An 11,891-nucleotide genomic window follows, 5' to 3' on the forward strand; every position below is an offset into this window, starting at 1 on the left:
CAATGTGCTGGCACTGTCCGGAGGCCTTGTCCTGCTCGTTTCCTATGCGGGCCGGGACCGCTTCCCGTTCATCGCGCTGTATTGGCAAGCCGGGCGCGCGGTAGGCTTCACCTGTTTTGTGGTGGCGTATTTCCTGGCGTCGGAGGAAACCGCCCGTCCGAACACATGGGGCTTCGTCGGAGCGTATATCGCGTTCTCCGCCGCAGGAAGCATCGGCCTCGTGCGGAGAATGCTGGAATCGCGGCAGCAACGAACCAACCCCGCCTACGATCCGGAAGCCGCAGCCAACTGGTCCGCCGATGGCCGAGATCAGCTGCGATGGTTCTTCACCAGAGGTGACGTGGAGGCACTGAATCGCGCCATCGAACATTTCCGGCGGTCCGTCGGTGCGACCGCGGGAAACGCTTCGTATTTCACCCACATCGTGTCGCTATCGACCGCGTTGCAGGCACGCTATGAACGGCTGCGCCGTCTTGAAGACCTGGACGAGGCCATAGAGCTCGGCCGCAGTTCAGCGGGGGCCGGTTATCTTGGAGGCGCGTCCCGTGGTCTCGCGTCGTCCTTGCTCAGCACCGCGCTGCGGCTGCGCTACGACAACGTCGGTGCCGTAAGCGATCTCGAAGAGGCCCTTGCTGCATCCCGGTTGGCCATCCGGCTCGTGCCGTCCAGAAGTCGTCATTCAGCGCGCTGCAGCAGTGAACTCGCAGCGGTGTACCGGACCGAATACGAACGCACCGAACAGCCACCATTCCTCGACCTAGCTATCGAGTGGGCGCGGAAGAACGCGCGCCCCGGCGATTTGACGATCTTGTGCGCACTACTCGCGGAACGAGGAAAAAGAACGCGGAGCCTGCAAGACCTGGGAGACGCGATCGACGCGGGCAGAAACGCCTTGCGTCGGGTCCGGCCGGACGATCGCCTTTTCCAACCGTGTCAGAACAATCTGGCGTTCGCACTGCGTGCCCGTTTCGAACTCGAGCCGCACGTCGACGATCTGGACGAGGCGATCCGGCTCGCGCACCGGGCGGTCGAGTCGGTTCCTGCGGCCGTCCCGCAGAGCGCGGACCACCGGCTGAATCTCGCTTTGGCTCTGCACAGGCGTTTTCGGTACGAACAGGATGGGGACCGCACGGAGCGGAAACTGAAGTGGGCACTCGACGCCGCGCGTGATGCCGCAAACCATGATCTGGCCGATGTCCCCACCCGGATCAGGGCCGGCCTCGTTTGGAGCGACATCGCGGCCTCGGCCGGACGGTACACCGACGCGGTGACCGCCTTCGAGGGTGTGATCGAGTTGCTGCCGCGGCTCGCGTCCCGCGAGTTGCGCAGACAGGACCAGGAAGACCGGCTCGGGCGGTGGACCGGTATCGCCGCGGGCGCGGCGGCCTGCGCGCTGGCCGCAGAGCGACCAGAAAAGGCGTTGGTGCTGCTGGAACAGGGACGTGGCGTATTGCTCTCGCGCACCCTGGACATCCGCGCCGACCTCACGAGGCTACGGGCGCGGAACCCGGCGCTCGCGGCGGAATTCGAGGATCTCCGGGCGGCGTTCGACACGACAGATCAGCCGTCGGCGACGGCCGGTGACACGATCGAATGGGTCGACGACGAGCCGATTCCCGCCGCCGATGACGAGGCACGACACAGGCGGCGCGAGCAGATCGAGCGCTGGGACGGCCTGCTGGAGCAAATCCGGGCCGAGGACGGGTTCGCCGACTTCGCGGGAACACCCGGCCCCGAACAGATCCTCGCCCAGGGCGCTAGAGGGCCGGTGGTCTACCTCAACGTCAGTGACCACCGCTCAGACGCGATCATCGTCGGGCCGGATGGCGTGACGACGCTGCCCTTGCAGATCACCCCGGGAGTAGTGGCGGAGCAGACCAGGAAACTCGATCTGGCGCTTCATCCCCGCAACATCACCGATGTGGTGCAGCAGGAAGCCGTTCACGACGTGCTGGCCTGGCTGTGGGACGACGTGGTCGAGCCCGTCCTCGACGCGGTGGGCGTCCCCGCTCCCCATTCCGGCGAGAAGCTGCCACGGGTGTGGTGGATCCCCACCGGAGCACTGGCCCTGCTGCCGATCCATGCCGCGGGGCGTCATGGGCAAGGCGAAACCCTGTCTCTGCTGAACAGGGCGATATCGTCCTACGCACCGACCATCCGAACGCTCGCGGCGGCGCGGGAACGGCGGCCCGTCTACTCGACCCTGCGTCCGCTGGTCGTGGCGATGTCCGAGACACCCGGCGCGGAACCGCTCGACAATGCGGAGGCGGAAGCCGAAACGGTGCGCGACTTCTTTCCGGGCGGCCTTCTCCTGAAGAACCGCGAGGCGACCGGACAGCGGGTCCTCGACGAGCTTCGCGGCCACTCGTGGGTGCATTTCGCCTGTCACGCGGTGACCGATCGCGCCATCCCGTCCCGCGGGCGACTGCTGCTCCACGACCACGAACGGCGGCCACTCACGACGGCCGAGATCTCCCGCCTCGAACTGCCGGAACCGGCGCTGGCCTACCTTTCGTCGTGTGAGACGGCCCGCACCGGTTCACGGCTCGCCGACGAGGCGATCCACCTGGCGTCCGCGTTCCAGCTCGCCGGTTTCCCGGACGTCGTCGCGACGCTCTGGAAGATCCCCGACCGGGCGGTGCACGAGTTCGCCAAGGACGCCTACGCGGCGTTTCACCACACCGTCCGGTCCGGTGCGGTGTTCGACGCGGCGGGCGCGGTGCACGAGGCGACGCTCAAGGTTCGAGCCAAATACCCGAACCTTCCGGGCCTGTGGGCGGGCTATGTCCATATGGGACGCTAGGTCGGCTCCGGCGTGTGGTCCACGGCCGCGATGGAGGTCCCGGCGGGTTCCGACGGGCCCTCCATCGGCTCGGGGACGTCATCGTCCGGGGTATAGCCGCGGTGGTGGATGGGATCACCGAGCAGTTCACGCTCGAAGAGGGTCAGTTCCGGACGGTTCACGCGGCCTCCACCATGGGCTGGTTCCTTACGGGCGGCAGGAGCAGTTCGAGCACCTCGATGTCGACGGCGCGGAGGTGCAGTCCGGCACTCCCTTCGATGGGTCGGACGAACCTGCCGTCCGAGGCCATGACCCACGCAGTCTGGAGGAAGATCTCCGCCGGCTGCGGATACGAAGTGGCGTAGGACCGGGAGCCGTACCAGCCGCCCGCCCACGCACCGTCGCCCAAACGCACACGGACGAAGCAAGAGCCGCGATTCTGGAACATCCGGTCCCAGGCGGTGGGAGTGCTGCGATAGCGCGCCCCGCGCAGCCTGCGCCGCTGCCACCAGGTGACGCACCCGGCCGCAAGCGCGGGAACGGCGACGAACAGGAACAACCCCAGCAAACCGGCCAGTCGCGCCTGCTGGACGAAACCGCTCCAGCCGCGGGTGGCGATGTCGCGAGCCAGTCCTGCCAGCGCCGGACCGGCGACGACCAAGTATAGCGTGTCGAGCAAGATCGAGGCGGCTATCGACCGCAGGACACGTTCTCCCAGATCGCGTTCGCCGGGAACCGGCCCACGCCACCGTTCCCGCAGGAACTGGTAGGTGATCCCGGGAAGGACGAGGACTACCAGCATTCCCAACTGGATTGCCGTCGAGGGCGTTTGACCCATTTCTCTCCCCGGGGATCCCCTGCACTGTTGACCGATAGTAGCCGGAGAAGGACCATGCAGGACGGGTTGTGCAGTTTGTGGGCCGGCACGGTCAGGGACGAAAGGTAGTCGCCATGGGTGACGCGTGCCCAGACCAGCACCGGGGCTATCAGGCGTTTCTGCTCGGTCCAGTGGGGCGTACCCTGTGCCGCTCGAAAGCCCGCGGATCGGTTTCTGGTTCGCCGCCCTGTCCGGGTTGGTGGATCGTCAGAGGTGGCGGGAGGTCTTTCCGGTCACGCCGGGCACCCTGCTCGCCTGGCACCGCAGACTCATGGCCCGCAAGTGGGACTACTCCGCGCGTCGACGTACCGGACGCCCACCAACCCGAGCGGCGGTCAAGACGCTCGTGCTGCGGCTCGCCAGAGAGAACCCGCGGTGGGTGTGCCGCTCGAAAAGTCATCGTTGCTGGTAGAGCGAGGCTGCCACGGTGTTGGGAGCATGGCCGGGTGATCGTGTCTCTGCTGTACAAGGTGACCCGGAAGTTGCTGTCAGTTCCGTCGGTGCTGCTGCGCTGCGAGGCGACGAAGGACGCCGAGCTGCTGGTGCTGCGGCACGAGAACGCAGTTCTTCGTCGGCAACTGACTGGTCCTGTCCGCTACGAGCCCGCAGACCGGTTCTGGTTCGCCGCCCTGTCCGGGTTGGTGGATCGTCAGAGGTGGCGGGAGGTCTTTCCGGTCACGCCGGGCACCCTGCTCGGCTGGCACCGCAGACTCATGGCCTGTAAGTGGGACTACTCCACGCGTCGACGTGCCGGGCGCCCACCGACCCGAGCGGCGGTCAAGACTCTCGTGCTGCGGCTCGCCAGGGAGAACCCGCGGTGGGGTCATCGGCGGATCCAGGGCGAATTGGCCCGTCTCGGTTATCACATCGCCCACTCGACGGTCTGGCGAATCCTGCACGAAGCGGGCATCGACCCGGCACCACGCCGCACCGGCCCGACCTGGCGCGAGTTTCTCACCGCCCAGGCCCAGGGCGTCATCGCGGCGGACTTCCTCCACCTCGACACCGTGCTCGGCAGGCGCCTGTACGCGTTGGTGTTCCTCGAACACGGCACCAGACGCCTGCACATCACCGGCCTCACCGCCCACCCCACCCAGGCGTGGACCACGCAACAGGCCAGGAACCTCGCCGCCGACCTCGGACACCGGACGCAGTCCCTACACTTCCTTCTCCGCGACCGCGACGGCAAGTACAGCCGGGCGTTCGACAACGTCTTCCTGGCGGACGACTTACGCATCATCAAGAGCGCGCCGCAGGCGCCTCGGATGAACGCCCACTGCGAACGGGTCATCGGCACCATCAGACGCGAACTTCTCGACCACATCCTCATCACCGGCGAAGCCCACGCACGACACGTCCTCACGACCTACGAAGACCACTACAACCGGCACCGACCCCACCAGGCCCGCAACCAACTACCACCCGAAGCCCGACAGCACCCCGCGCCAGTACACGACCTCGACACCCGCAGACTGCAGCGCACCCGAGTTCTCGGCGGTCTGATCAACGAGTACAGACACGCCGCTTGACCAGCAGCGATGATTTTTCAAGCGGCACAACCGGGCACGGCCCGCGGATCAGATTCCTCATCCGCGACCGCGACGGCAAATATCCGGCGTTGATCGATGAGATCCTCAGCACCGCAGGGATCGCCACGATGCTGACCGGTGTCCGGATACCCCGCATGAATTCGATCACCGAACGCTGGGTCAAGACACTCCGCACCGAACTGCTGGACCGCATGCTGATCTGGAACCAGACCCACCTCCGGCACGCGCTGCGCGAGTACGAGCGGCACTACAACCAGCACCGAACCCACCGATCACTCGCTGCCGCAGCACCCCTGCGAGCCCGACCCCAGCCTCTTGAACCCGACCGAATCGAACATCTCCTGATACACCGACGTGATCACCTCGGCGGAGTCATCCACGAATATCGAAATGCGGCTTGACCTGCATGGATGTAGTTTCCGGCACGAACACGGTTCGACCGGAGGGTAAGCGACGTGACGAGTGGCTTCCGTGGTCACGATGTCGGGACGGACCGCGTTCCGTGACAGTCAGCAGCTTGCGAACTCGGTCGGCTTCGGCCGTTGCCCTGGCAGCGTCCGCAGTTCGCCCCAGCGTCGTCAGGATCTGCGCCAGCTCCTGCAACGCCGACACCAGCTTCTTCTGGCTGTCCTTATCGTTCGCGTTCGCCAGCGGCCGCCAGGTGGCCACCGCGTCGGCCGCCGATCTCGCCGCGTCACGGGACATGTTGAGTTGGACCTGCATCCGCGCAAGGCTCATGAACAGTTGGCCGAGCCTGCGTCTCTGCCGCGGCGCCTTGAGTTGCCGCTGAATCCGGATGGCTTCCTCCAACGCGTTCTTGGCGTCCCAGTACCGGCCCGCCCGAGTGAGCAGGTCGGCGTACACGCCGAGTGTCCCGGCCAGGCGGGGACTCACGGTCAACCTGCGCCGAATGCCGACCGCCTCCGACATCGCGGTCAGTGCCTCTTTCCCCAGGCCCTGGGCCTCAAGAACGGTGGCCAACTGCGTCAGCGTCGCGGCCACCTCCGACCACTGTCCCGGCCGGCTGGCCGTGGCGAGCGCGCGCCGGAGCTCGACGGCTTCCTCGACCGCGGACCTGGCCTGCTCATCCTGGCGTACCTGCATGAGGAAGTCGGCGAAGTGCAGCAACGCCCCGGCCAGCTTCTCACCGCCGTCCTCCGCGGCCAGCAACCGGTGAATCGCAACACATTCCGCCATCGAGGCCGTCGCGTCCGCGCCACGCCGAAGCGGAAGCAGCCACTCCGCCCGCGCCTGCAGGGCACGCGCAAGCGGTCGCAAGGGGGTCGTGGGCAGGCTTCGGTACAAAGCGATCGCCTCGGTCGCGAGATCCACCGCCTCGGCCATCTCGCCGCACGCCGCCAGGCACGAGGCCGTCAACACCAGGGCCGCGGCGAACTCGGACTGGTGTTGTTCCGGACGAGCCTCAGCGAGGCTCCGGCTGATCCGCACGAGTTCCCGGCCCGCCTCCGCGGCGGCCTCAGCGAGTTGCAGTTTGTCCAACCGTCGCACCAGGTTGCTGAGCGCGCGGACCAGGTCCTGGTGGTGCGCCTCCGGATTGGCCTCACCCAGCCGCCGCAGGATCGCCACGGCTTCCTCACTCGCCTCGAGCCCGTCTCTCGGGCCCCCGACAGACCACTGCCAGTTCGAGAAGTTGTTCAGCGACGCAGCGAGTTGGGCCAGGTAGGCGTCGGGCTGGGCCTTCGCCAGCTCCCGGCGGATCTCCAGCGCCTCCTGGATCGCGCTCAGTCCCTGCTTCGGCCCGTGGTCCATGCTCTGCTGGACACCGAGGATGTTCAGCGACGTGGCCAGACCCGGCCGGTACGCCTCGCCTCCCACACCACCAGTCAGGTCACGGTTGATCTCGACGGCCTCGGCGGCGATGACGCTCGCCGAATGGTGCTCGCCCGCGATTCCCAGCCTGCTGGCGAAGCCGTTCAACGCTCCGGCCAGGTGCGCGGGTGTGCCGGGGCCGGCGGTCGCAACGCGCCGGGCGATGGCAACCGACCGCTTGCTCACGTCCAGCGACTCGGGGATGCGGTCCAACCGGCTGAGTTGATCGGCCAAACTTCCCAGTGCGCTGCCGAGATCGAGCAGCTGGGCGTTGTCCGACAGGTCGGCGAACCGGTCGAACAGCTCGATCGCCTCCTGGTTAACCCGCACCGCATCCTCGAACCGCCCGCGGTTGCGCAGCCGCACGGCCAGCGTCGCCAACCGTCGCGCGAGCGACAGGCCGTCCTGTTCTGGAGCGGTCCGCTGGGCCGCGACGAGCCGCTGCGAGATGTCGATCCCGATGTCGGCGAGGATCTGGGTGTGCACGGGCGTGACGTCGGACAGTGTGGACAGCAGGTCGGTGTCCGCGCGCTCTACCACCCGCCGTATGCCGGCGAGCAGTGGTGCTGGATTCTCCGACTGCACCGCCACCGACAGCGCGGCAGGTCCAGTCGTGCGGGGCGACTCGTCTATGACCGCCTCGATCACGGCATTGAGGTGGCCGGCGTCGACGGCCGCCCGGCACAATACGGTGAATGCGTGTTCCATGTGGACGGTCGATGCGACGTCGACCAGCGGGGTGATCAACTCCGCTCGCCCGTTCAGGACGCGGGCCACGTGGTGCTCGCCGAGCCGGTCCGGCTGGAGCGTTCCCCAGAAGCCCTCCGAACTGGGCAGCGTGCCGGCCAGCCAGTGGACTGCGGCCGTGCGGCGATCCTCCGGCAGGTCCCGCAGGCCCGGCATCGCCGCTACCAGCGCCAGCGCCTCGGGCTGGGTGGTCACGGCGAACAAGGTACTCACCGCGACGGCATCGGCGAGGGTGTGCTTGTCGGCCACGAATCCCCGCGCCGTGGCCATCCGCTTCCAGTACTTCTCCTCGTGCAGCAGCAGGGTGTCCATCGACGATTCGCCGGTCGTGCCTGGTTCGGCGGCGGTGAGCAGTGCTGCCAGGGCGTCCATGTGGATGCCCAGCACCGGTACATCGTCATGGAGGTCGGTGGCCAACCAAGTTGGTGGCGTGGTGATCACCTCGTCGGTGTGCGCGCCCGCGTGCTCGTAGCCGTCGAGGTGTGACAGCGCGTTCCCCAGCGAGGACACGGCTTCGCGCCAGGCGGTCAGTCGGCCGTGGGGGGTGCGCTCCAGCGCCGCCAGCGGCAGCACCGACGTGTCGACGAGGTAGTCGAGCGAGTGGTCGATCGCGGCGTCCTCCCGCCACTCACCGGCGGACCTGGCCAGGAGCAGCAGACGGACACCTGACTCCGCCCGCCGGGTGGCGGCGGTCAGCGCGGCGATCGTGGCCGGCCTGGTCTCGGCGTAGTCGACCACCAGCAGCGCGGGCCCGCGCAACGCGCCGAGCACCGCGAACTCCTCCGGGTCTGCGTCGCGGACGAACCCGGCGACCCAGCCGTCAGCTGCCAGCTCACCGACGAACTGTGCGGCGAGCCGAGTCTTGCCCTGCCCGCCGGGCCCGGCCACGATGTGCGCCGAGAACCCCTCGTCCCGCGCGCACCACTCGCGCAGGCGGGTCAGTTCCGCATCCCGACCGCGGAACTCCACCGTGTGCGAGGGCGCGGCGAGCAGCGCTGCGGGGGACCTGGGCCGTTCCTGCTCGGCGAACAGCGTGGCGAGGTCCACCGGCTCCAGCACCGGCTCCTGGCCGGCGGCTGCGGCGACCAGTTCCCGGAACGCGGGGTCGGCGGCGCAAAGCTCGACGGGGACCGCGGACAGCCTGCGGCTGTCGAAATGTGCCGCGTCCTGCCGGACGATCGCGACCAAGGTGTCGTCACACAGCACTGCGGAGCCGGACATCCCCGCCCACAGCGACTGGTGTCCGGAGAGCTCGGCAGGCGCGTTGTCGACGTCGATCGACAGTCTGGCGTGGCCGAGCCCGGTCAGCGGGTTGATCGTCCCGGTGACCTGCGACGCGACCCGGTCGTGATCCGGGCTCTGCCCCTCGAAGGCCGGATAGCCGACCGCGTGGCAGGGCTGCCGGGGAGTCGACGTCGCGAAGCGTCCCCACCTGGGCGGATACCGCCGGACCGGCAGCTTGGCACCGTCGGTGACGATCCGCACCAGGGCGGCGTCGACATCGCCGTCTCCGTGCCATAGCAACTGACAGTCCACCAGTTGTGCGGCGTCGCGCAGGTGGATCTGGACGGTGTCCCGGATGGCGCCGCTCGTGTCCTGGACGATGTGACGCGACGTGAGGAAAATGGATCCGCCGAGGAAGTACCCCGAACCGACGTGCCATTTCCCGCCCGCCGAAGAACGAGCGTACACCGCGACGTGCCAATCAGCCCGGGACATGGGGCAGATCAATAGTCTCGTCCGCGATATCGATTCCCGCGCCGTTCGCGTGCGGCAGCAGTTCCAGCCGCAGCTTGTGCGTAGTGGCCGATACCAGGGAGCCCTTGCCTTCGAGGGAAACGATGCCGAATTTGAAGCCGGCCTTACCCTCCGCCGTCTTCCGGATTTCCAACATCAGCTCGATCTCGGCTTTGCCGACGGTAAACAGGACTTCCTCGCCCTCGGCGAGTTCGCGAGCTTCCGCCAGCTGCTGCCGGAGCTGGCCGATGGCCGACGTCAACTCCACCCAGTTGCCATCGGTCATGACAAGTCCCTCCTCCGCTGCGGATATCTCGTCTGTAACATCGGCGGCATGGTATAAAGTGTTACCACTGACACGGCGATCCGGGACTCACCAGGTCACCATCATCACGCGAAAGCACCGAACTGGTCGGCCTGGTCTCGGAGACGGGCGCTACCCGGCACGCCAGCGAGCCCGCCACAGTGCAAGGCGTCAGGGCCCGCCGGGGCCCAATGCCACGTAGCCTAAACCCAATACCAGTGACTTATTGAGCCGAAAGTATTCGGTTGCCTACATGTTGGCCTAGCGGACGTGCGGGGCCTGGAAGTAGCCGCGAACGATGTGCGGCTGGCGTTGGCGGCGGCGTAGGAAGCGTCGGGTCTCGTGGGCGAGCCGGTCGACGTTGTGGGCGCGGGACGCGTTGACATTGCGTTTCAGTTCGGCGTCGAGCAGTTCGTCCGGGTTGAGCTCGGGGCTGTAGCCGGGCATCAGGTGTAGCTCGACCCGATCGGCGTTGTCCACCAGCCAGGCGTGGACCGCCTTACTCCAGTGGACCGGGTGCCGGTCGGCGACGACGTGCACCTTCTGGCCCGACTGGCGGGCCACGCGGTCCAGGAACGCGGTGAACACGGTCGCGGTGAACCTTGTGCCTGCCGACAATTCCGTCCATGCAGGTGAGAGCGCGGTCGGGACAAGGTCTCGGGATGGCCGATGAGGGTGCTCGTGTTCCACGGGCTCGGCGACTGGCGCGGCATGATGGCCGGCTGTGCTGCTTCGACTGGCCTACATGGGCATGACCAACACGTTCGCGCTGCTGCGCCTGCTGCCCATGAGCGATCGGGACAAAGACACGGAGATCCTGGCGTGTGGGGTTCCAGAACTCTGCGCCGAGGCGCTGAGCTGGGGTGATCGCGCATCATGTGCTGCAGGAGCATGATCGTGAGGCGTGGTGCTACGACTGCTGTACCTGATCTTCGCCCGGGTCGTCGGCTGGTTGGTTCTGCTCGGCCGGTCATCGGCGGCCAAGGACGCGGAGTTGCTGGTGCTGCGACATGAGGTCGCCGTGCTGCGCCGGACCAACCCTCGCCCGCGGTGGAACTGGGCCGACCGCGCTGTGCTCGCCGTGTTGGTGCGACGCCTGCCCGACTGGCTACGGCAACGCCGGTTGGTGACGCCGGGCACCGTCCTGCGGTGGCACCGGCGCCTGGTCGCGAGAAAGTGGACCTACCCCCAGCGCACAGGCCGCCCACCGGTCGACGACATCATCGCGTCGTCAATCGAGCGTATGGCCCACGAGAACACCGGTTGGGGCTACCGCCGGATCCAGGGTGAGCTGCTCAAGCTCGGCCACCGCGTAGCCGCCTCAACCGTGCGCCGCGTGCTCACGCGCCGCCGGGTACCGCCCGCGCCCCAGCGTGACACCGACACCTCCTGGCGGCAGTTCCTCCGCACCCAGGCCGCAAGCATGCTGGCCTGCGACTTCTTCCACGTCGACTGCGTCGTGACGCTCAACCGGGTCTATGTGTTCTTCGTGATGGAGGTCGCCACCCGCTACGTGCACATCCTCGGCACCACCACGAATCCGGACGGCCCCTGGACCACCCAACAAGCCCGCAACCTACTCATGGATCTCCGCGACCGGGCAGACGACTTCCGGTTCCTGGTGCGAGACCGGGCAGGCCAGTTCACCACCTCGTTCGACGCCGTCCTCGCCGACGCCGGTATCGAAGTCGTGAAATCCCACCGCGATGTCCGCGAGCCAACGCCTACGCCGAACGGTTCGTCGGCACCGTCAGACGTGAAGTCACCGACCGACTGCTCATCATCAACGAACGCCAACTGAGGTCAGTGCTCGACCGGTATGTGACCCACTACAACCACCGCCGGCCACACCAAGCCCGCCAACTCACACCACCACGGCCGGACCACCCGACCGCAGAGCCCAACCGGACCTCGATACGCCGACGACCAGTCCTCGGCCGCCTGATCAACGAGTACGAACCCACAGCAGCATAAGCGCAGTTCAGATCGCGTGGCCGACTTTTGGCACCCCACAGGACTCTGTTGCCCAATTCGGCTATGCGGCGAGGCCGAGTCTGGCGAGGT

General features: G+C 67.4%; 11 protein-coding genes. 6 read left to right on the forward strand and 5 right to left on the reverse strand.

Going from position 1 to position 11,891, the window contains the following annotated elements; all coding sequences use genetic code 11:
- Positions 1-4: 4 nt before the first annotated feature.
- Complete coding sequence (locus tag ACYVLT_RS08705) at positions 5-2,803, forward strand: CHAT domain-containing protein (RefSeq protein ID WP_461119614.1); 2,799 nt, start codon at positions 5-7, stop codon at positions 2,801-2,803.
- On the opposite strand, the gene ACYVLT_RS08710 is transcribed toward ACYVLT_RS08705, so the two are convergent.
- A complete protein-coding gene (locus tag ACYVLT_RS08710) occupies positions 2,800-2,964 on the reverse strand; it encodes a hypothetical protein (protein WP_461119615.1) in 165 nt (54 codons plus the stop codon). The genes ACYVLT_RS08705 and ACYVLT_RS08710 overlap by 4 nt on opposite strands.
- Positions 2,961-3,620 (reverse strand): DUF6338 family protein, encoded by a 660-nt coding sequence (locus tag ACYVLT_RS08715; RefSeq protein WP_461119616.1) that lies wholly within the window; start codon positions 3,618-3,620, stop codon positions 2,961-2,963. The genes ACYVLT_RS08710 and ACYVLT_RS08715 overlap by 4 nt, the downstream gene beginning before the upstream one ends.
- Positions 3,621-4,105: 485 nt before the next feature.
- Between ACYVLT_RS08715 and ACYVLT_RS08720 the strand changes: the two genes are divergently transcribed.
- Together ACYVLT_RS08720 and ACYVLT_RS08725 are read left to right on the forward strand one after the other, a co-directional pair.
- A complete protein-coding gene (locus tag ACYVLT_RS08720) occupies positions 4,106-5,188 on the forward strand; it encodes an integrase core domain-containing protein (RefSeq protein ID WP_461119617.1) in 1,083 nt (360 codons plus the stop codon).
- On the forward strand, positions 5,185-5,610 hold the full coding sequence (locus tag ACYVLT_RS08725) for an integrase core domain-containing protein (RefSeq protein ID WP_461119618.1): 426 nt from the start codon (positions 5,185-5,187) through the stop codon (positions 5,608-5,610). Before ACYVLT_RS08720 ends, ACYVLT_RS08725 begins: the two co-directional genes overlap by 4 nt.
- Here ACYVLT_RS08725 and ACYVLT_RS08730 read toward each other — a convergent pair.
- The 3 genes from ACYVLT_RS08730 to ACYVLT_RS08740 all read right to left on the reverse strand — a co-directional run bounded on the left by ACYVLT_RS08730 (position 5,582) and on the right by ACYVLT_RS08740 (position 10,517).
- Positions 5,582-9,505, reverse strand: a complete 3,924-nt coding sequence (locus ACYVLT_RS08730; RefSeq protein ID WP_461119619.1) for a tetratricopeptide repeat protein — start codon at positions 9,503-9,505, stop codon at positions 5,582-5,584. The genes ACYVLT_RS08725 and ACYVLT_RS08730 overlap by 29 nt on opposite strands.
- Entirely contained in the window at positions 9,492-9,809 is a 318-nt protein-coding gene (locus tag ACYVLT_RS08735) for a trypco2 family protein (RefSeq protein ID WP_461119620.1), read from the reverse strand. The genes ACYVLT_RS08730 and ACYVLT_RS08735 overlap by 14 nt, the downstream gene beginning before the upstream one ends.
- A gap of 279 nt (positions 9,810-10,088) precedes the next feature.
- The gene (locus tag ACYVLT_RS08740) at positions 10,089-10,517 is read right to left on the reverse strand and encodes a transposase (RefSeq protein ID WP_461119621.1); all 429 of its coding nucleotides are present in this window, start codon (positions 10,515-10,517) and stop codon (positions 10,089-10,091) included.
- A 34-nt stretch (positions 10,518-10,551) separates the two neighbouring features.
- Here ACYVLT_RS08740 and ACYVLT_RS08745 point away from each other — a divergent pair, with 34 nt between their 5' ends.
- The 3 genes from ACYVLT_RS08745 to ACYVLT_RS08755 are packed head-to-tail and all read left to right on the forward strand — an operon-like array spanning position 10,552 to position 11,801.
- Positions 10,552-10,722 (forward strand): hypothetical protein, encoded by a 171-nt coding sequence (locus ACYVLT_RS08745; protein WP_461119622.1) that lies wholly within the window; start codon positions 10,552-10,554, stop codon positions 10,720-10,722.
- 9 nt (positions 10,723-10,731) lie between these two features.
- Entirely contained in the window at positions 10,732-11,628 is an 897-nt protein-coding gene (locus tag ACYVLT_RS08750; RefSeq protein WP_461119623.1) for an integrase core domain-containing protein, read from the forward strand.
- Positions 11,523-11,801 (forward strand): integrase core domain-containing protein, encoded by a 279-nt coding sequence (locus ACYVLT_RS08755; RefSeq protein WP_461119626.1) that lies wholly within the window; start codon positions 11,523-11,525, stop codon positions 11,799-11,801. Before ACYVLT_RS08750 ends, ACYVLT_RS08755 begins: the two co-directional genes overlap by 106 nt.
- Positions 11,802-11,891: the final 90 nt, after the last annotated feature.

This window comes from Saccharothrix stipae, assembly GCF_054781895.1.

Bases quoted from the DNA above. Each gene is read 5' to 3' on its own strand.
- ACYVLT_RS08715 (WP_461119616.1), bottom strand. From the start codon at position 3,620: ATGGGTCAAACGCCCTCGACGGCAATCCAGTTGGGAATGCTGGTAGTC.
- ACYVLT_RS08730 (WP_461119619.1), bottom strand. From the start codon at position 9,505: ATGTCCCGGGCTGATTGGCACGTCGCGGTGTACGCTCGTTCTTCGGCG.
- ACYVLT_RS08735 (WP_461119620.1), bottom strand. From the start codon at position 9,809: ATGACCGATGGCAACTGGGTGGAGTTGACGTCGGCCATCGGCCAGCTC.